This window comes from Streptomyces pinistramenti (genome assembly GCF_020564935.1).
GTDB lineage: Bacteria > Actinomycetota > Actinomycetes > Streptomycetales > Streptomycetaceae > Streptomyces > Streptomyces pinistramenti.
The window spans coordinates 24,704-44,323 of sequence record NZ_JAJCXB010000012.1; the positions used below are offsets into that span (position 1 = coordinate 24,704).

Genomic DNA, 19,620 nt, shown 5'->3' on the forward strand with positions numbered 1-19,620 from the left:
CCTGGGCACGGTGCGGCACACGCCACCACAGCTGTGCGCCCCCGGCAGCGGCCCGCACCACGGACGCGGTACGGGCCGCTGCGCCGCCACTGCGCACGGAGGCGGCGGGGTTCCGACCCCGGGGCGGTCCGGCTGTCAGTGGCCGTCCCTAGGATTCAGCCATGGATCTCCGACTGCGCGGACGGCGGCTGTACGCCGCCGCCGGCGCCCTGGCCCTGCTCATCGGCGGCGGAACGTGGGCGGCCACCGCCTCGGACGCCGCGCCCGCCGTCCACCGCGCGGACCGGGCGCTGGCGATGCCCGAGACGCCGGGCAGCAAGAAGACGGTGCGGATCGACACCTCCTACTTCACCGGTCCGGGCGCCGCGGGCGAGCGCCGCCCCGCCGTCCTGCTCGGCCACGGATTCGGCGGCAGCAAGGACGATGTACGCCCGCAGGCCGAACAGCTGGCGCGGGACGGCTACGCCGTGCTCACGTGGTCGGCGCGCGGCTTCGGGAAGTCCACCGGCAAGATCGGCCTGAACGACCCGGACCGCGAGGTCGCCGACGTCAGTCGGCTGATCGACTGGCTGGCGAAGCGGCCCGACGTCCTCCTCGACAAGGCGGGCGACCCCCGGGTGGGCGTGGCCGGCGGCTCGTACGGCGGCGCCATCGCACTGCTGGCGGCCGGGCACGACCCCCGGGTGGACGCCATCGCCCCGCAGATCACCTACTGGAACCTCGCCGACGCGCTGTTCCCGAACGGTGTCTTCAAGAAGCTGTGGGCCGGGATCTTCTTCACCACCGGGTCCGCCGGCGCCCCCGGTGGCCCGCCGGGACGCGGCCCGGCCGCGGCCGGTGGCTGCGGCAGGTTCGAGGCCGACCTGTGCGCGATGTACCAGCGGGTGGCCGTCGCCGGGAAGCCGGACGCCGCCGCCCGCGAACTGCTGGCGGAGCGCAGCCCGTCGGCCGTCGGCGACCGCATCAGGGTGCCCACACTGATCATGCAGGGCCAGACCGATTCGCTGTTCCCGCTCGACCAGGCCGATGCCATGGAGAAGAAGATCCGCAGCAACGGCGCCCCGGTGGACGTCGACTGGATCGCGGGCGGGCACGACGGCGGCGACCGGGAGACGGGCCGCCTCACCACCAGGACCCGGGCCTGGTTCGACCGGTACCTCAAGGGCGACAAGGGCGCGGACACCGGGCCCGCCTTCCGGATCAGCCGCAGCGGGGGAGTCGACTCCACCAACGGCGCGCTGCGGCTGACCGGCGCGAGCGGGGACCGCTACACCGGCCTGGAGAACGACCCGCACCGGATCCGCCTCACCGGCCGCGAGCAGCGCTTCGGCAATCCGGCGGGCGCCGGGCCGCCCGCCATCTCCGCGGTCCCCGGAGTGGGCGCCCTGGGCAACCTCTCCTCCCTGGGCGCCGGCGGACTCTCGCTGGACTTCCCCGGCCAGTACGCCCGGTTCGACTCGGCGCCGCTGACCACGCCGGTGCACGTCACGGGCAGCCCGAAGACCACCGTCCGGATCCGCTCCAGCTCCCCCGACGCGGTGTTCTTCGCCAAGGTCTACGACGTCGCACCGGACGGCACCAAGCAGGTGCTGCCCTCCCAGCTCGTCACGCCCTACCGCATCGACGGCGCCGACGGCGGCAAGCGGGTCGAGGTCCGATTGCCCGCCGTCGACCACGAGTTCGCGGCCGGGCACCGGATGCGGCTGGTCTTCTCGGCGACCGACCTCGCCTACGCGTCACCCGCCGAGCCCGCCACCTACACCGTCACGCCGGAGAACGGCGGCGTGCTGGAGGTGCCCAGCGCGCCGGACGTCCGCAGCGCCGCGGCCCCGCTGCCGGCCTGGACCTGGGGTCTGCCGGTGGCGGCCGCGGTCGTCGCGGCGCTGCTGCTGCTGACCGCCCGGCGGCGGACCGCGGCACCGGCCCCCGACCCGGAGCTGGCAGGCGTCCCGCTGGAGATCGTCGGGCTGAGCAAGAAGTACGCCGGGTCGGCCGACCGGTACGCGGTACGGGACCTCTCGTTCCGCGTCGAGAAGGGGCAGGTGCTGGGGCTGCTCGGGCCCAACGGCGCGGGCAAGACCACCACGTTGCGGATGCTGATGGGCCTTATCCGGCCGGACGAGGGCGAGGTCCGGGTCTTCGGGCACGCGATCCGGCCGGGCGCGCCGGTCCTCTCCCGGGTCGGCGCCTTCGTCGAGGGCGCCGGGTTCCTGCCGCACCTGTCCGGGCGCGCCAACCTCGACCTGTACTGGCAGGCGACCGGCCGGCCCGCGGCCGACGCGCACATCGAAGAGGCCCTGGAGATCGCGGGCCTCGGCGACGCGCTCCAACGGGCCGTCCGCACCTACTCGCAGGGCATGCGGCAGCGCCTGGCCCTCGCCCAGGCCATGCTGGGCCTGCCCGACCTGCTCATCCTGGACGAGCCGACCAACGGGCTCGACCCGCCGCAGATCCGCGAGATGCGCGACGTGATGATCCGCTACGCGGCCGCAGGACGCACCGTCATCGTCTCCAGCCACCTCCTCTCCGAGGTCGAACAGAGCTGCACGCACCTGGTCGTCATGGACCGCGGACGGCTCGTCCGGGCGGGCCGGGTCGCCGAGATCACCGGCTCGGGCGACACCCTGCTGGTCGGCGTCGCGGCGCCCGCCGCGCTGCCGGACGCGCTGGTGGAGAAGGTCGGCGCACTGCCCGGCGTCGAGAGCGCCGTCCGCGCCGACGAGGGCCTGCTGGTCCGGGTCGCCGATCCGGCCGGCACCCCGCAACTGCTCGCCGAACTCCTGCGGTTGGAGATCCCGGTGCACCGCATCGGGCCGCACCGCCGCCTGGAGGACGCCTTTCTCACCCTGATCGGAGGTGACCGATGACCGCGCTCACGTCACCGGAGCCGGAACAGACGCCGCTGCCGGCGCCACGGCACGCGGAGGCGGCGGCACCCGCCGCGCCCGGCTACCGCGCCCGCCGCACCCTGCCGCTGCGCGTCGAGGCGCGGCGCCAGCTCAAACGGCGCCGCACCCTGGTGATCGCCGCGATCCTCACGCTGCTGCCCTTCGTGCTGGTCGCCGCGTTCGCGATCGGTGGCGACCCGGCGAGCCGCACGGGCGCCCGGATCACGCTGATGGCCACCGCCACCGCGTCCGGCGGCAACTTCGCCGCCACGGCGTTGTTCGTGTCGGCCGGTTTCCTGCTCGTCGTCCCGGTGGCGCTGTTCTGCGGCGACACGGTGGCGTCGGAGGCGAGCTGGTCCTCGCTGCGCTACCTCCTTGCGGCGCCGGTGCCACGGGCCCGGCTGCTGCTGAGCAAGCTCACCGTGGGGCTGGTCTTCAGCGCCGCGGCGATGGTGCTGCTCCCGCTGGTCGCCCTCGGTGTGGGCACCGCCGCGTACGGCTGGGGGCCGCTCGAACTGCCCACCGGGGGCACGCTGTCCGCGGGGGCCGCGGTGCCGCGGCTGGCGGTCGTGGTGGCGTACCTCTTCGTCAGCCAGCTGGTGACGGCGGCGCTGGCGTTCTGGCTGTCGACGGTGACCGACGCCCCGCTGGGGGCGGTCGGCGGCGCGGTCGGGCTGACCATCGTCGGCAACGTTCTCGACCAGGTCACCGCGCTCGGCCACTGGCGCGATGTGCTGCCCGCGCACTGGCAGTTCGCCTGGGCGGATGCGCTCCAGCCGCGGATGGAGTGGGCGGGGATGATCCAGGGGTCGGCGGTTTCGGTGGCGTATGCGCTGGTGCTGTTCGCGCTCGCGTTCCGCGGGTTCGCCCGTAAGGACGTGGTGTCGTAGCGGTCCCCGGAGGGTGGGGGCGGCCCCGGCGGGTGCCGCCCCCACCGCCCGTGCCGGGGCCCGGACCGGCTCAGGCCGTCGGCCCCTGCATGAGGGAGCTGACCCACTGCATCGTTCCCTCGCCGAGCCCTTGGATGTAGGTCTGGGCGCTGTGCGTGCCGCCCGGTACGACCTGGAGCCGGGTGTGGACCGGGCCGTGCCCGTACCGCTGGATGAACTGCCGCACCTTGGGCAGCACGGTGGCCTCCCGGGAGCCGTCCTGGAACGCCAGGTACACCGGCGGGCCGCCGCGCGCCATGAGCCGCCGGGCCAGCACCTCGGGATTGTTCTCCCGCTCCTCCTTGGCGTGCCCGGCCCACAGCGGGGAGTCGGGCACGATGTCGGGCCCGTTGGGGATGGCCACCTTGAAGGCGCCGGGGTTCTGGAGGACGTTCTTGAGCGCCGCGAAGCCGCCCGACGACGACCCCATGATCGCCCAGCCGTTGCGGGTGTTGAGGGTCCGGAAGTTCTGCCGCACGAGGTCGGGCACGTCCTGGCTCAGCCAGGTGCCGATCTTCGGCTGCCCCGGGATGTCGCTGCCGTCGTAGTACTGCTTGTCATTGGGGTTGAGCACCGGCATCACGACGATGAACGGCAGGCTCGTGCCCTTCTGCGACCACTGAGCGAGGTTCTCCTCCAGCTTCAGGTCGCCGCCGATCCAGTAGTTGACGGGATATCCGTACGCGCCGGGCAGCGCCTCCATCACCGGGAAGCCCTTGTTCGCGTTCCGCTTCTCGTAGTACTCCGGCGGCGCCCACACCCACACCTTCCCGGTGAAGCCCGACTTCGGGCCGTGGAAGGTGGTCACACCTATGGGAGTGTTCTGTCCCGCGCCGGGGACCTTGCGCTGTTCCTCGAAGGAGATCGGGTGCGTGGGCATCCGCACCAGAGAGGTGTGGCCCGCCCGCTTCCCCTGGTGCGCCGCGTCGGCTCCGGGTTTCGCGTGTGCCACCCCGAACCGCACCGGGGCCGCCCGGGACCGTCCCTCATCGCAGCCCGCCGTCGCGGCGAGAACGGTGAGAGTGAGCAATGCCACCACAGGGGCGAACAGGGTTTTACGCACGGGGCCTTCTCCTTGCCGGGCGGCCGGGAGGAGCCCCGGCCGCCCGGCAAGAGGGGACCGCACGGGCCGCGGGTTTCCCTTCCCGGCTGTCGAATTGCTCGCACCCGCCGGGCCGTCCCTGAGCATGTCGGCGGTGACCTGGGGGATTTACGTGCTGCAGAAGAGCGGTTTACCAGTATTTTTCCGGTGCGGCGGACGCCAGGCCACCTCTGTACGGCCGCTGCGCCCCCGGTGGCCCGCCGCCCTGGAGGTCCGCCGGGCCACCCGGAGCGTCGCGCCCGACCGGGCGCCGCACGGGTCGCGGACGACAGAAAACCCTGGTACCGGCAGTTCCGGTTCCCGATGCACCGGCCCGTATTCTCTCGGTATGACCTGGTCGCGCGCGCTGAAGCAGACCGCCCGCTCCGGGCTGACCATCGAACGGACCAAGCTCACCCCGCTGATCGCGGTACGCGGCTCGGTCGGCGTCGCCCTCGTCATCGGGCTGTGCCTGTGGCGCGGCACCCCCACCCTCGCGGTCTCCTCCGCCTTCGGCGCCTTCGCCTCCGGGATCGTCACCTTCCAGCGCAGCTGGCGCCCGCGCCCCGTCCTGGCACTGGCCGTCGCCGGCGGCCTGGCCGTCTCCACCTTCCTCGGCTACCTGGCCGCCGCCCACATCGCCGCCTTCCTCCTCCTGCTGGCCGGCTGGACGTTCCTCTCCGGGATGGCCTGGTCCATCGGCCCGGTCTCCGGCCTGGTCGGCACCCAGACCGTGGCCATCATGCTGGTCACCGTCACCCTGCCGACCTCCGTGCTCGGCGCCCTGGAACACGCCGCCCTGATCGCCTTCGGCGGCCTCGTCCAGGCCACCCTGATCCTCGTCTTCCCCGTACGCCCCTGGGGAGTGCAACGCGACGCGCTCGCCGACGCGCTGGCCGCCGAGGCCGACTACGCCCGCCGGCTCCGGCACGACCCGGTCGCCCCGTTCGACCCCCAGCCCCTCATGGACGCCCGGCTCGCCTCGGCGGTGACACCACGTCAGGCCAAGCGCCGCCCGGTCCAGCTGCACGGTCCCCGCGGGCTCGCCGAACAGCTCAGGCCGGTCCTCGCCTCCCTCGCCGACCCGGTCGTCGGCGCTCCCCTGGAAGGGCCCGAACGCGACCGTGCCCGCGACCTGCTGGGCGCCGCCGCCACCGTCCTGGACGCCGTCGCGCACGCCATCCGGCACGACCGCCCGGTCCGGATCTCCCCCGAGGCGATGGCCACGCTCGAAGTCCCCGCTTCCGGGCCTGTGCTCAAGGGCGCGGCCCGCCGCTCCGCCTACCGCCTGATCTCGCTGCTGGCCGACGCCGTCGAACGGACCGACGAGCCGGTCGAGGCCACCCGTCCCACCACCGAAGCCGAACGCGGCCACCTCCTGCGCCCCAGCATGCCCCGGCTCGTGCCGGTCGCCCTGCACTCCCTGCACCGCGAACTGCGCTGGTCCTCGCGCTTCCTCCGGCACGCACTGCGGGTCAGCGCGGTCGCCGCGGCCGGCTACCTGCTGGGCACCGCGCTCCCGTTCGGCCACGGCTACTGGGCGCCGCTCGCCGCCGTCATGGTGATGCGCCCCGACTTCGCCCAGACCTATTCACGCGGCGTCGCACGGTTCAGCGGCACCCTCGTCGGCGTCGCCATCGGCGGCGGCGTGATGGCGCTGTTCCATCCGCACCAGTACGTCTCCGCGGCCCTCGCGGTGGTCTGCGTACTGCTGATGTACCTGCTGATGCGCACCGGCGTCTCGGTGACCTCGGCCTGCGTGGCGGCGTACGTCGTCTTCCTGCTCGGCATCGCCGGCGCGGGATGGGAACAGACCGTCCTGGAACGGGTGGTGCTCACCCTCGGCGGCGGGCTGCTCGCGATGCTCGCCTACGCCCTCTTCCCGGCCTGGGAAACCCCCAAGCTGCGCGACCGCCTCGCCGAGTGGCTGGAGGCCAACGGACGCTACGCGCTGGCCGTGTTCGACCTCTACGGGCGGCCCGCCGAACGCCGCCCCCGCCAGGTACGCGACGCCCTGCTGGACTCCCGCGCCGCCCGCGCCGCCTGGGAGGAGACCGAGAGCCGGGCCGAGAAGGAACCCGTGCGTCACCGTGGCCTCTCGCGCACCGCGGCGGGCGCGGCCAGCACCGCGCTCGCCACCATGGGCCGGGTCGCGATGATCCTGGAGGCCCACCTCCCGGGGAAGGACGCCGAGCAGGACCCGGGCGCCACCGCGTTCGCCTACGAACTCCGCGACGCCCTGGAGAAGGCCACGGCCGCCGTGCGCAACCGGGAGGAACTGGACTGGAGCGAACTGCGCGCCGTCTGGGAACGCTGGGACGCGGAGGACGAGAGCCAGGGGGTCGCGCTGCGCGGCGCCGACCTGCTTCTGGACGCCCTTGACGACCTCGCCCAGGCCCTGTCGCGCGGACCCGGCGGCCGCAACCGCGCGGCACGCGGGAAACTGGGCAGCAGCAGCCGGTGACGGGCTGCGCGGCGCGCACCGGGGCGGCCGGTTCCGGCGGATTTCCCGCACGGGATTCTCTCGCTCCGCACCGTCCCGCAGGAACCATTCGCGGCTCCCAGTAGTCTTGATAATTGCCCGTAATTGACGCCTTTGGTGAAGCCTTGGTGCTGTCTGGGCCGCGATGTCCGAGGACCCCGCTCACTCCGGGGCCTGTCATCCAGTGAGAAAGAGCAAGCGAACCCACCATGGCGCCCAGCACTTCGTCCGGTACGTACGACATAGGCATCGACCTCGGCACCGCCAACACCCTGGTGTACTCCCGCGGCAAGGGAGTGGTGCTGAACGAGCCGTCCGTCGTCGCCGTCAACGCCGCGGGTGACGTCATCGCCGTAGGGGCGGAGGCCAAGCGCACGATCGGCCGCACGCCCTCCGGCATCACCGCCATGCGCCCCCTGCGGGAGGGTGTCATCGCCGATTTCCACGCCGCCGAACAGATGCTGCGGGCCCTCATGAAGAAGGCGCTTCCCACCCGCCGCTTCTCCAAGCCGCGGGTGGTCATCTGCGTCCCGTCCGGCATCACCGGCGTCGAGCGGCGGGCCGTCATCGACTCCGCACGCGGCGCCGGGGCCCGCGAAGTCCACCTCATCGAGGAGCCGATGGCCGCGGCGATCGGCGCCGGACTGCCGGTCGCCGATCCGGTCGGCTGCATGGTGGTGGACATCGGCGGCGGCACGACCGAGGTCGCCGTCGTCTCCATGGGCGGCATCGTCACCGCCCAGTCGGTACGCGTCGCCGGAGACGCCCTGGATGCCGCGATCACCACGTACGTCAAGAAGAAGCACTCGCTGTCCATCGGGGAGCGCACCGCCGAGGACATCAAGATCGCCATCGGCTCGGCGGCCTGGACCCCGGTACCGGCCGACGAGGAGGGCGAGCCCGAGCGCCCCACGACGTACACCGTCCGCGGCCGCGACCACGTCGGCGGGCTGCCGCGCGTCCAGGAGGTCACCGAGGAAGAGATCCGCGAGGCCCTGGCCGAACCGGTCGACGCGATCGTCCGCGCGGTGCACCGCACCCTCGACGAGTGCCCGCCGGAACTGTCCGGTGACATCATCGAGCGCGGCATCGCGCTGACCGGCGGCGGCGCTCTGCTGCGCGGCCTGGACCTGCGGCTGCGGCAGGAGATGGGGGTGCCGGTGCTCGTCGCGGACGAGCCGCTGGACTGCGTGGTCAACGGCACAGGCAAGTGCGTGGACGAATTCGCCTCGCTCCAGGGGCTGTTGACCGGCGCGAAGGAACAGCCGCGCAGGGCGGTGCGGTTGTGAGCCGTGAGCCGTGAGCCGTGAGCCGTGAGCCGTGAGCCGGGGCGGGGGCGTTACGTGGTGGTGGCGTCCCCGCCGTCGGTCCCGGCCTTTCGCGCGGTGTCCGGGGACGCGTCGGCCGCGCGGCGGGCGATCAGCGATTCCAAGCCGTCCAGGATCCGTTCCAGGCCGAATTCCAGGGCCTGATCGCGTCCGCACTCCGCGGCACCGGCCGCGACGGCCGATGTCAGCGCGGGAAAGCGGTCGGAGCGGCCGACCAGCAGTTCGTTCAGCGCCGCGCTCAAGACCTGCTCGGGGTGGGTGCCCCGGGCGCTGCCGACCCCCATGGACGCCGTGATCTGGGCGATGCCCCGGACGTGGCCGGTCACCAGAACCACGGTGTCGAGCTGCTCGCTCCCGCTGAGCCCGGTACGCGCGAGTGCGGCCAGGGCGCATTCGGTCCAGCCGAGTTCGTGCGGCCCCATGACGCGCGGGCCGACGGCCGCCTCCAGGAGCCAGGGGTGGCGGCGGAAGACCGCCGACAGCTCCCCGGCCCAGGTGCGGAGCGCGGGGCGCCAGGCGGCATCCGGGGCGACGGCCGGCGGCTCGCCCATCGCGGTGTCGATCATCAACGCGACCAGCTCGGTCTTGCCCGGCACGTAGCGGTACAGGGACATTTTGGTGAAGTCCAGCTCACCGGCCACCCGTTGCATGGAGACCGCGCCCAGACCGCCGAGATCGGCGAGCGCGATGGCGGTCCGGGTGATCCGCTCCAGGCTCAGCGCCGGCTTGGGCCCGCGGCTCGGCCGCCCGCGCTCACCCCACAGCAGGGCGGCGCTGCCCGCCTGGTCCCCGAACACACTGCTCCCGCCGTCTCCGGCGCTCCATCCGTCTCCAGCCACCTCCGCATCCTAAAACTGTGTCCGGGGTATACAGAACAGTGTCCATTGGATACAGTTTTCTCGTCGGTGTATGAGTCCGTGAGTGAACGATGACGGCGGGGGTGTGGCGGCGATGGCGGCTTTACGGGGAGGGTTGACGGGGCTGCGGGTGCTGATCTCGGGGGCCGGTGTGGCCGGCCCGGCGCTGGCGTACTGGCTCGCGCGGTACGGCTGCCGGCCGACGGTGGTCGAGGTGGCGCCCGCCCTGCGCAGCGGCGGCTTCGCCGTCGACTTCCGCGGCACGGTCCATCGTCAAGTCCCGGAGCGCATGGGCCTCCTCGATGAGATCCGGGGTCACGTCACAGGCGGCAGCCCGCTCCGCTTCGTCGACGCGCATGGCACTCAACTGGCCACCATGCCAACGGAGTTCGCGGGCGGCGAGGTGGAGATACTGCGCTCGGAGCTGCGGCGCATCCTGTACGGGCACAGCCTGTGCGGTCGGCACGGGAAGGTGCCGGGTCCGGGCGGCCCGCACGCGGCACCCGCCGCCACCGAGTACGTCTTCGGCAACTCCCTCGCCTCCCTCGCCTCCCTCGACGAGACCGCTGGCGGTGTGCACGTCATCTTCGGACGGGGCGCGCCCCGCACCTTCGGCCTGGTGGCCGGCGCGGACGGCATGCACCCCACCGTGCGACGGCTCGCCTTCGGCCCGGAGTGGGATTACGTCAGCCACCTCGGCCACTACGTCGCAGGCTGGGACCTGCCGGCGAGCGCCCGCCCGGATCTCGCCGGACCGTCGGCCGGGTACAGCGAGCCCGGCCGGATGGTGAGCGTGGGCCGCATACCCCGGAGTGCCGGGGAGGACGGCTACGCGGGCGAGGCGTTCTGTGTCTTCGCCGCCGGAGAAGCGGCCTACGACAGTGGCGACACCGCAGCGCAGAAGAAGCTGATCGCCGGGGCCGGCTGGCGGACGCCGGAACTGATGGAGACGCTGTCGGCCGCCCGAGGGCTGTACTTCGATGCCATCAGCCGGGTGAATGTGCCGAGTTGGTCCCGCGGGCGGACGGTCCTCATCGGTGACGCGGCGCACGGCGCGACACTGGGCGGGATGGGGACCGGCACGGCGCTCGTCGGCGCGTACCTCCCCGCCGACGAGCCGGTGCGGCGGGCAGTGACCACCGCCTCGCCTTCGCGCGCTACGAACGGCGGTTGCGGCCCCACGCCACCCGGTGTCAGGAGGGCGGTCGCGAGGCCGGTGCCTTCCTGGCCCCGGCCGGCCAGGAGGCGATCGAGGCACGGAACGCCCTGCTCAACGATCCGACCCGCCTGGCGGCCGTGCTGGACACGGGTCGGGAGCTGTCCGCGGGCATCAGCCTGCCGGACTGTCCGCAGTCGGCATCCAGTCCCTGCACGGCCTCAGCGCCTCGCGGGCGGACGGCGCGGATGTGACGGCACGTCGCGAATGACAGGAACTAACGATTCCCCTACGTCCAGGGAGTGGTGACCCGACATCAGTCTTTGATCAAACACGGTTATGCTACTTCCGGCCCGGCCCCTCCGGAGGTGTTGGCACAGCAGACCTCTGTGGCAGCTGTCCATTGCGCCGTGGCCCGGAAGTCGTCCCGGTCTTTCAACGGTTTGAGGGTTTTGAGGGTGCAGATGGTTCGAGAAGGATCGTCGCCCGGGGGATCGCGTCCCGCCTCGGTTCTCGCGTGGTTCGTGCCCGCCGCGGTGACCGCCGTGGTCGCTGGTGTCGCCACGGCGACGGTCCCCTCGCAGGCGAGTACACCGGTCGTCTGGATCGGCGTGGTCGCCACCGCAGCGGTGGCGGTGGTAACGGGCGAACTGGCCCGTCGTGGGCGGGTCATCGCCGAGTTGCGCGAGCAGGACGTGACACAGCAGGAGGTGCTGGCCCGGCAGGAGTCGGAGAGCGTCCGGCTGTCCACCGAGCTGCTGCCCGAGCTGGTCGCCCGGCTCGGACACGGGGAGTTCCCCGAGGACGTCCTGGCCTCCATGGGCGAGCAGCTCACCCGGCATGCGCAGGAGGCCGGGCTCACCCCCGAGTTCACCGCCGCCCACGAGGCCGTCCTGCGGTCCATGCTGGACGCGGTCGTCGCCGAGGAGGACCTCCGCGACTCCGCCCAGCGGGCGTTCGTGAACATCGCCCGCCGCGTGCAGGCGATCGTCCACCAACAGGCCCAGGAACTCCGCGAGATGGAGGACCGGCACGGCCACACGCCGGACGTCTTCGGCGACTTGCTGCGGCTGGACCACGGCACCGCCCTCATCGGGCGCCTCGCCGACTCGATCGCCGTCCTCGGTGGCGCCCGTCCCGGCCGCCAGTGGAGCCGCGCGGTGCCGTTGTTCAGCGTGCTGCGCGGTGCCATGTCGCGGATCATCGACTACCAGCGCGTCGAGCTGCACTCCGTCTCGGAGGTCGCCGTCGTCGGCCCGGCCGTCGAGCCGCTGATCCACGCCCTCGCCGAGCTGCTGGACAACGCCACCCGCTATTCCCCGCCGCAGACCCGGGTGCACCTGACCGCGGTCGAGGTGCAGTCCGGCATAGCCGTCGAGATCGAGGACGGCGGCGTCAGCATGAGCGAGGAGGCGCGCAAGCGCGCCGAGCGGATGCTGGAGCAGGCCCAGCAGGGCATCGACGTCAACGACCTGGGGGAGACCCCCCGGCTGGGCCTCGCCGTGGTCGGCCGGCTCGCCCAGGTCTACAACTTCCAGGTGTCGCTGCGCACTTCGGCATACGGCGGCGTGCGCGCGGTGCTGATCGTCCCGCAGGACCTGATCACCACCGCCCCGGCGACGGGCCGTGCCCACGGCATCGGCGCTTCCTCGGGCCCCCTGACCGCCCGCACGGAGCACACCACCCCCGCTCCGGCGACTGCCGGGCCCGCCCAAGCCGCCCCGCCGGCGGCCGTCCGCCCTGTGTCCGCCCCCGTACCGGCTCCGGCCGCTCCGGCTGCCCCCGTCATACCGCGGGAGGAAGACATCCGGGACGACTTCATGGACGACCTCCCGCCCGTGACCGAGCGGAGCGCCACCGGACTGCCGCAGCGACGGCGCAAGACCCGGGCCACCGCCCCCGTGGCGTCCCCGGCTCCTCCGGCCGCCCCGGCACCGGTCACCGCTTCCCCCGCCCCCGCTCCGGACGACGCACCCCCCGTGCAGCCCGGTATGTGGCTGGCGGCGTTCCAGAGCGGGCTGTCCGGCGAGAGCCAGACGTCCGCGCCCGCCGGCGCCTCCGGGGTGGCCGGTGCAGCCCGTGAGAGTGACGAGTCGTCGGAAAAGAGTGAGTAGCCATGATTCAGCACCGGCCCAACATGGACTGGATGCTCAAGGACCTCGCGGAGAGCGTTCCGCAGACCCGTCACGTCATCGTGTTGTCGTCGGACGGCCTGCGGATGGCCCAGTACGGTACCGAAACCGACACCGCGGACCGGCTGGCAGCGGCCTGCGCGGGGCTGCAGAGCCTGGCGGGTGCGGTCTCCGCGGAGTTCCCGCACAGCGATGGACGGATGCGGATGGTCGTCATCGAACTGGACGGCGGCTTCTTCTACTTGATGGCCGCGGGCGCCGGGGCTTATCTGGCGGTGCTGGCCGATGAGGGCGTGGACGCCGGCTTGATCGGACAGCGGATGCGGGACCTGGTGGCCCGGATCGGTGAGCACCTCAGCAGCCCACCGCGCCATGACGGACAGGCCGTATGAAGGGGTTCGTCGAGCGTGATGACGCGGTGCGGTGCGCCCGACGGAGCGGGGCACCGACGTGAGCGATGCGGACCAGGGCTGGGAGGACGAGAGTCCCGAGAGGCTTTATGTGATCACCGGCGGGCGCAGTGGCGTCTCCGGGAAGTCCGCCTCGCTCGACCTGGTCACGCTGATCGTGTCCAAGACCGGACCCCGGCCGGGAATGCAGCCCGAGCACGCCACGATCATGCGGCTGTGTCATTCACCGCTGTCCGTGGCGGAGCTGTCGGCCTACATGCGCCTGCCGATCAGCGTGCTCACCGTGCTGCTCGGCGACCTGCTGTCCGACTCCCATGTGATCGCGCGTGCGCCCGTACCTCCCGCTCAACTTCCCGACCGTGCCCTGATTGAGGCGGTGATCCATGGACTTCAAAAGCTCTGAGCCGCCGGCCGAGCACCCTGCCGAGGGCCCTCGGTCCGAGGACGAACTTCCCGAGACCGCCGCAGCCGCGGTCAAGGTGGTGATCGTCGGCGGCTTCGGCGTCGGCAAGACGACCCTGGTCGGCTCCGTCAGCGAGATCCGTCCGCTGACCACGGAGGAGACGATGACGCAGGCCGGCGTCGGCGTCGACGACACGGTCGGCATCGAGCGCAAGACCTCGACGACCGTCGCGATGGACTTCGGCCGGATCAGCCTCAACGACGAACTGGTCCTCTACCTCTTCGGCACCCCCGGGCAGCAGCGTTTCTGGTTCCTGTGGAACGGCCTGTTCGACGGTGCCCTGGGCGCCGTGGTGCTGATCGACACCCGGCGCCTGGAGGTCAGCTTCGACGTCATCGGACGGCTGGAGGAGCGTGGCGTCCCGTTCGTCGTCGCCGTCAACTCCTTCCCGGACGCGCCGGTGCACCCCGTCGATGAGGTGCGCGCCGCCCTCGACCTGCCGCTGAACGTGCCGATCGTCGACTGCGACGCGCGGCTGCGCACGTCCAGCCGCGACGTTCTGATGACGCTGATGCGCTACCTCCACACCCTCGCCGAGGCGTGACCCGGCAGGCGGGCGCGAGCCGGGGTGAGCGCCCGCCGGAGGCGGTGGAGAGGCCCCGCACGCCTCGTGTGCGAGGCGGGACCGCCGTGTCCGGTGTGACGGGCGGGGCGGCGGCCCGGGGATTCTCAGGGTTGATTCGGGGGTGGTTCCCGGCCCGCTGAGCGAGGACTGCCGCTACCGTTGATCTCCAGGGCGGACGGGACGACGGAGACGACGGAACCGTCCGAAGCGTTACGGGGCGGCGTACAGGGGGAGTTACGACATGCTGGACCCCACATCGACGACAGCGGTCATGGGCCTGCTCGGCACGGTGACCATGTCCATGGCCACCGAAGCGGGCAAACGCGCCTGGGAGTCGATCGGCGTGCTGGCCCGCCGGGTCGCGGGCCGCGAGATGCCGGCGCCGGCCGGTGCGGAGGCCCGCGGTGAGCTGGCGGCGCTCCTCGCCGACGGCGCTCGGCGGAACCCGGAGCACGCCCGCGCCCTCGCCACGCTCTTCCGCACCGCCCCCGGACAGGTGTCCGGGGAGATCGCGATACCCCGCCAGCTGCCCACCACCGTACGGTTCTTCACCGACCGGCAGGAGCCGCTCAAGCGGCTCACCCGGGAAGCGGCCCGCAAGGCCGACGGCCTGCCGCGTGTCGCCCTCGTGTACGGCCAGAGCGGCATCGGCACCAGCGCCGTGGCAGTGCACTGGGGCAGCGTCAACGGGCACCGCTTCCCCGACGGGCAGCTTTACCTGGACCTGCGCAGCGGCTCCGGTGCCGGCATCCTCGACGGCCCCGCCGTAATCCGCCGCTTCCTGCGGAAACTCGGGGTCACGGACGTGCCGCCGGCCGCCGACGACTGCGCCGACCTCTACCGCAGCATCGTCGCGGACCGCCGACTGCTCGTCGTCCTCGACCACGCCAGGTCGGCCGCGCAGATCCGTCCGCTGCTGACCTCGGCGCCCGGTGTGTTCACGCTCGTCGTCGCGCGCCGCCCGCTGAGCGGCCTGGACGCCGTCCCGGTCCCGGTCGGGCCACTGGCCAGGAAGGACGCGCTGGCGCTGCTCGGCAGGCTCACCGGCACCCGCCGTCCGTCCGCCGACGAGGCGGTCCTCCAGGACGTGCTCTCCCGGTGCGGCGGCTCCCCGTTCGCGCTGCGCAGCGCGGCGACCTTCCTGGCCGACCCGTCCCACCACCCGCGGCAGGACGGCCCCGACGCAACCGGCGACCGCCCCGCACGTCACCAGGAGCCCGCCCTGCGCGACGACGGCAACCCGGTACGCGCCGCCGCCGACGACCTCTACCGCGCCCTGCCCGCAGACGCCGCCCGGCTGTACCGCCTCATGGCCCTGTGGCCCTGGCCGGCCATCGGGCCCGCGCAGGCGGCGGCCGCAGGCGGCATCACCGAAGCCGAGGCCGGGCCCCTGCTGGCCGACCTCGCGGCCTGCGGGCTCCTGGAGACCGCGGACTCGGGCCGGCACCACTACCGTCCCCTCGTCCGGCAGCACGCCGAGGAGGCCGCCGCTCGCCAGGACGGCCCCGCCGGCTGCTCGGCCGCCGTCGCCCGCGTGGTGAGCTGGGCCCTGCGGTTCGCGGTCCGCGCCGACCGCACGGTGCTGCCGCAGCGCTGGCAACTGGGCCCCCGGTACACGCAGCCGGAGCCGGGCCCGTACGCGAACGCCGGAGTGGCGCTGGCCGCCATCGACGCCGAACTCCCCACCATCGTGGCAGCGGCGCTGGCCGCCGATGAGTACGGCGATCCCGACAGCGTCTGGCAGCTGTGCGAGGCCCTGTGGGGCGTGCAGTTGAAGGCCGGCCGGCACGAAGAGGTCCTGCCGGCCCTGCGGGCGGGGGTGCGCGCGGCCCAGGCCCTGGAGACGGAATCCGCCACCGGCGCGGCAGCACCGGGCGGGGAGTCCGGCTCCGCCGTCGGCGGCTCACCGCTCGCGGCCCGCGTCGTCAGCCGGATGCACACTCAACTGGCTCTAGCCCTCCAGGAGTTGGGCCCTGACCGGTACGCCGAGGCCGAAACCGCGCTGCGGTCCGCGGCCGAGGCGTCGCAGCGGGCCGGCCACCTGCTCGGCCGTGCCACCGCGCTGGAGACGCTGGGCCTGCTGCGCCTGCGGCAGTGGCGTCACCAGGAGGCGTACGACCTCTTCGACGAGGCCGACGGGCTGCTCGTCGCCATCCCGGACGGTGGCGAGGGAGCCGCAGATGTCCCGCGGGCCCGCGCCCTCCTGGAGCGGCACCGCGGCCGGGCGCTGCGCGGTCTCGGGGACCGGGACGCCGCTGCCGCCCGTCTGGAGCGGGCCCTGCGGTACTTCCGCGACACCGGCGAGGACTACAACACCGCCCGCGCCCTCACCGACCTCGCCGAAACCCGTCTCGAAGCGGGCCACCCGGCCGAGGCGCTGCCCCTCTTCGAGGAAGCGGCCGGCCTGCTGGCGGGCGAGCACGCGGACTTCCACCTCATACGCCTCCGTGAACTGCGGGAGGGCCTCGCCGCCGACCCGGAGTGAGCGCTCGGGCACGGCTCGCTCCGCCCCGGCCGTATGAGCCTCCGGCCGCACGCGCGCCTGGCCGTACGTGCTCGTGGCCGTACGCCTCCGGCCGCACGCGTTCGTCGCTCAGTGGGGTGTGCGTCGTGGTGGGCGAAGGTCCGTGACCTTCACGGTGTGGGTGGTGCGGGCCGTGCGTACCGTCAGGCCGTGGGCGATCAGGTCCGGTAGGGGTGTGCCGGCCGCCAGTGCAGCGAGGAGGGCGGAGGCGTGGGCGGCGGGATCGGTGGCCGAGGGCGCGGCGCTGAGCCGGAGGGCGTCGCCCGCGCGGGTGCGGACGGTGCACACGCCGGGCCCGCTGATGTACGCGGCGAGCGTGCAGTTGGGCCACTGGGCCAGCACCTCCGTGCCCCAGCTCTCCGGCGGCCCCAGCCGCGGGTCGTCGGCCGCCCCGTAGCGGAAGATCACATCCGCGGTGGCCACCGCCTCCCGGTCCGCGGTGTCCTCGTGCACGGCCGTATGCGCCTCCTCGACCCCACGGCCGCACCGGCCCGCACGCCCGCCCTGCGTTGCACTGCCCTCCTCGATCACACCTTCCGCCGTGTCCTTCATCGCGTCCTCCACCGCGTCTTCCATCGCCTCCTCCGGCTCGTGTGGCGGCTCGGCGAAGCGGCGGATCGTGACCTCGCGCTCCCTCGTGAGCAGCGTCAACACTCGTAGCGGCGCGGTGCGTTGCGGGGGCTCGTACGGGGGGAGGGGGAGCGGATCGAGCACTGCGGGCCGGTCGGGTTCGGCGATGCCGATCAGGTCGTAGAAAAGTGCGCGCAGCAGGTCGGCGGATTTGCCCGGGACGGACGTGGTCAGCTCGGCGGGGCCCGGGAGCGGGCGGTGTCCGGTGATCGCCGCTTCCAGTTGGCGGCGCAGCGGGCGGCGCGGGTCGAGCCGGGGCGCCGTACGGACGAAGTCCGCCACCGGTGATGCCGGGTCAAGGCCGTTGAGGGGCGCGGCTCCCAGGATGACGGGGGTGCCGAGGGCGGCGGCGTAGTAGGTGACCGATCCGTGGTCGCCGATCACCAGGTCCGCCGCGAGCAGCGCCTGGCGCCAGCCCTCCAGTGGATCCAGCAGCGCCAGGCCGCCGCGCCGCGCCCGGTCCAGCCAGGCCCTGACCTGCCCCGGGCCGTGCCCGAGCCAGATGTTGGGGTGGAGTACGGCGGCGAGGCGGAAGTCGTCGGCGGGCAGTTCGCCGGTCAGCCGGGGGAGGAGGGAGGGAAGCAGGTCTTCCCCGCCGCCGTCACCGAAGAGTGACTCGGGGTTCCAGGTGGAGTTGAGCACGACGAGCCGCTGGCCGCTGCGGACCCCGAGAGCCCGGCGGAACCGTGCGCGGTGGCTGCGGGCGGCCAGCAGGCGGTCGAAGCACGGGTCTCCGGCGAGTGCGGCGGTGTGGGCAGCCGGCGGGCATGCGGCGCGCAGCCGTTCCACCTGCTCGGGGTGCGAGAGCACCATTGCGTCCGCGATCGGTGCGCCATCGACCAGCAGCCACTCGCCCGACATCCCGAACACCGGATCCGCCCCGCCACCGGAGAGTTCCGACCGCTCCGGGCCTCCGACCGCTCCGGGCCTCCGGGCCTCCGACCGCTCCGACCGCTCCGGGCCTCCGGGCCTCCGGGCCTCCGGGCCTCCGGGCCTCCGGGCCTCCGGGCCTCCGGGCCTTGCCAGCGTCTTATTATAGCCAACCCCATGCGACAAAACAGCCAATTTACCGTCAAGAGCGTGCAGTTCGCCGCCGAAGCTGGCCGAGATCGCGAGGTCCACCGGTGTGCGCAGCGCCTGCGCCCACGGCAGTACCGGAACCCCCACATCGGCCAGCAACTCCCGTACACCGGCCTGGAACGGGGAGGATCCGGTGCACGTTGCGAGCATCTGCAGCCGCCAGTCGCCGCGGAACAGCGGCAGGACGTCGAGCAGCCGGGTCGCCGAGGTCACGTTGTGCACCACGAACAGCACCCGCCGCACGGATCCCCGGGTGTCCCACCGGCCCGACTCGCCTCCCACGGGCACCCGTATCCAACCGTCCACGCTCGCGCCCACCTGGCCGCCCCCTGCCCTCTGCCGTCGCTCGCTCGTCCCGCTGCGCCGCCCTGCGCACGGCCCGCCACGATATCCGCGCAGGCCCGGCAGTCGCGCATCGCGCTGACAGGCCGCCGCTCGGGGCGGCGGGGGAGGGGGCAGGCCCGGCGGCCGCCGCTCGGGTGCGGTCGCGATCGGCGGTGCCGGGTACGGGAGTTGGGCTACGCTGGGAGGGAACGCGCGATCGGCCGTCGCGGCGCGATGCGCCCGGTGCGGTGGGCCGGTACGCACGCACCGGAATCGGGGGGTTCGAGTGGATCCGCAGGCCCTGGCGCTCGCCGGAACCGCAGGTACGACCGTCGTCACCCTGCTCGCGACCGATGCCTGGCAGCAGACGAAGAGCGGTGTCCTGGCGCTGTGGCGCCGCTTCGGGCCGCAGGCGGCCGAGGAGGTCGACGGCCTGCTCTCGGAGGCGCGGCAGACCCTGCTCGGCGGAGCCGTACCCGGAGCAGGAGCCGCCCCCGGGCCCGCCGGCGAGCAGGCCAGGCAGCGCCTGGAAAGTGCGTGGCAGCTGCGCTTCGGCGTGCTGCTGGCCGAACACCCCGAAGCGGCCGATGGCCTGACCGCGCTGCTGGATTCGCTGGCCGCGGCCGCCGGAACGCAGACCGTCCACGGCGGCGTACGTCTCGAAGCGCACGCCGAGGGGAACGCCCGGATCTACCAGTCGCTCCGGGATCAGACCATCAACGAGCACCGCTGAACCGGCGGGCGGACGAAGCCCACCGCCCCCGGCGGACG

14 protein-coding genes are annotated in these 19,620 nt (G+C 73.3%); 11 read left to right on the forward strand and 3 right to left on the reverse strand.

The features are described 5' to 3' along the window. Positions 1-161 precede the first annotated feature (161 nt). Both LIU39_RS11480 and LIU39_RS11485 read left to right on the forward strand, forming a co-directional pair. A complete protein-coding gene (locus LIU39_RS11480; RefSeq protein WP_227046542.1) occupies positions 162-2,867 on the forward strand; it encodes an alpha/beta fold hydrolase in 2,706 nt (901 codons plus the stop codon). Then, positions 2,864-3,778 carry an ABC transporter permease gene (locus LIU39_RS11485; RefSeq protein ID WP_227046543.1) on the forward strand — a complete coding sequence of 305 codons (915 nt, stop codon included), beginning with the start codon at positions 2,864-2,866 and terminating at the stop codon, positions 3,776-3,778. The genes LIU39_RS11480 and LIU39_RS11485 overlap by 4 nt, the downstream gene beginning before the upstream one ends. A 70-nt stretch (positions 3,779-3,848) precedes the next feature. Here the strand turns inward: LIU39_RS11485 and LIU39_RS11490 are convergent, their stop codons facing one another. Continuing rightward, positions 3,849-4,880, reverse strand: a complete 1,032-nt coding sequence (locus LIU39_RS11490; protein WP_227046544.1) for an alpha/beta hydrolase — start codon at positions 4,878-4,880, stop codon at positions 3,849-3,851. A 367-nt stretch (positions 4,881-5,247) separates the two neighbouring features. Between LIU39_RS11490 and LIU39_RS11495 the strand changes: the two genes are divergently transcribed. Together LIU39_RS11495 and LIU39_RS11500 are read left to right on the forward strand one after the other, a co-directional pair. Then, positions 5,248-7,362, forward strand: a complete 2,115-nt coding sequence (locus LIU39_RS11495) for an FUSC family protein (protein ID WP_227046545.1) — start codon at positions 5,248-5,250, stop codon at positions 7,360-7,362. 227 nt (positions 7,363-7,589) lie between these two features. Then, a complete protein-coding gene (locus LIU39_RS11500; protein ID WP_227046546.1) occupies positions 7,590-8,669 on the forward strand; it encodes a rod shape-determining protein in 1,080 nt (359 codons plus the stop codon). Positions 8,670-8,719: 50 nt separating this feature from the next. Here the strand turns inward: LIU39_RS11500 and LIU39_RS11505 are convergent, their stop codons facing one another. Further along, a complete protein-coding gene (locus LIU39_RS11505) occupies positions 8,720-9,547 on the reverse strand; it encodes a TetR/AcrR family transcriptional regulator (RefSeq protein ID WP_372463843.1) in 828 nt (275 codons plus the stop codon). Between the two features lie 82 nt (positions 9,548-9,629). On the opposite strand from LIU39_RS11505, the gene LIU39_RS11510 reads away from it, so the two are divergent. From LIU39_RS11510 to LIU39_RS11535, 6 genes are all read left to right on the forward strand, one after another. Continuing rightward, positions 9,630-11,030, forward strand: a complete 1,401-nt coding sequence (locus LIU39_RS11510; protein WP_227046547.1) for a Rossmann-fold NAD(P)-binding domain-containing protein — start codon at positions 9,630-9,632, stop codon at positions 11,028-11,030. Positions 11,031-11,185: 155 nt separating this feature from the next. Beyond that, positions 11,186-12,835 carry a sensor histidine kinase gene (locus LIU39_RS11515; protein WP_227046604.1) on the forward strand — a complete coding sequence of 550 codons (1,650 nt, stop codon included), beginning with the start codon at positions 11,186-11,188 and terminating at the stop codon, positions 12,833-12,835. 2 nt (positions 12,836-12,837) lie between these two features. Beyond that, positions 12,838-13,245 (forward strand): roadblock/LC7 domain-containing protein, encoded by a 408-nt coding sequence (locus tag LIU39_RS11520; RefSeq protein WP_227046548.1) that lies wholly within the window; start codon positions 12,838-12,840, stop codon positions 13,243-13,245. Positions 13,246-13,303: 58 nt separating this feature from the next. Further along, complete coding sequence (locus tag LIU39_RS11525) at positions 13,304-13,666, forward strand: DUF742 domain-containing protein (RefSeq protein ID WP_227046549.1); 363 nt, start codon at positions 13,304-13,306, stop codon at positions 13,664-13,666. Continuing rightward, positions 13,647-14,270 carry a GTP-binding protein gene (locus LIU39_RS11530; RefSeq protein ID WP_227046550.1) on the forward strand — a complete coding sequence of 208 codons (624 nt, stop codon included), beginning with the start codon at positions 13,647-13,649 and terminating at the stop codon, positions 14,268-14,270. Before LIU39_RS11525 ends, LIU39_RS11530 begins: the two co-directional genes overlap by 20 nt. Positions 14,271-14,532: 262 nt before the next feature. Next, positions 14,533-16,776 carry a tetratricopeptide repeat protein gene (locus LIU39_RS11535; RefSeq protein WP_227046551.1) on the forward strand — a complete coding sequence of 748 codons (2,244 nt, stop codon included), beginning with the start codon at positions 14,533-14,535 and terminating at the stop codon, positions 16,774-16,776. Positions 16,777-16,884: 108 nt separating this feature from the next. Here the strand turns inward: LIU39_RS11535 and LIU39_RS11540 are convergent, their stop codons facing one another. Beyond that, positions 16,885-18,831: a hypothetical protein gene (locus LIU39_RS11540; RefSeq protein ID WP_227046552.1), complete on the reverse strand. Its 1,947-nt coding sequence runs from the start codon at positions 18,829-18,831 to the stop codon at positions 16,885-16,887. A 304-nt stretch (positions 18,832-19,135) separates the two neighbouring features. Between LIU39_RS11540 and LIU39_RS11545 the strand changes: the two genes are divergently transcribed. After that, a complete protein-coding gene (locus LIU39_RS11545) occupies positions 19,136-19,582 on the forward strand; it encodes a hypothetical protein (protein WP_227046553.1) in 447 nt (148 codons plus the stop codon). Positions 19,583-19,620 lie beyond the last annotated feature (38 nt).

Excerpts from the sequence above, each read along its gene's own strand:
- LIU39_RS11480 (WP_227046542.1), top strand. The coding sequence starts at position 162 with ATGGATCTCCGACTGCGCGGACGGCGGCTGTACGCCGCCGCCGGCGCC.
- LIU39_RS11485 (WP_227046543.1), top strand. The coding sequence starts at position 2,864 with ATGACCGCGCTCACGTCACCGGAGCCGGAACAGACGCCGCTGCCGGCG.
- LIU39_RS11495 (WP_227046545.1), top strand. The coding sequence starts at position 5,248 with ATGACCTGGTCGCGCGCGCTGAAGCAGACCGCCCGCTCCGGGCTGACC.
- LIU39_RS11500 (WP_227046546.1), top strand. The coding sequence starts at position 7,590 with ATGGCGCCCAGCACTTCGTCCGGTACGTACGACATAGGCATCGACCTC.
- LIU39_RS11515 (WP_227046604.1), top strand. The coding sequence starts at position 11,186 with ATGGTTCGAGAAGGATCGTCGCCCGGGGGATCGCGTCCCGCCTCGGTT.
- LIU39_RS11520 (WP_227046548.1), top strand. The coding sequence starts at position 12,838 with ATGATTCAGCACCGGCCCAACATGGACTGGATGCTCAAGGACCTCGCG.
- LIU39_RS11530 (WP_227046550.1), top strand. The coding sequence starts at position 13,647 with ATGGACTTCAAAAGCTCTGAGCCGCCGGCCGAGCACCCTGCCGAGGGC.
- LIU39_RS11535 (WP_227046551.1), top strand. The coding sequence starts at position 14,533 with ATGCTGGACCCCACATCGACGACAGCGGTCATGGGCCTGCTCGGCACG.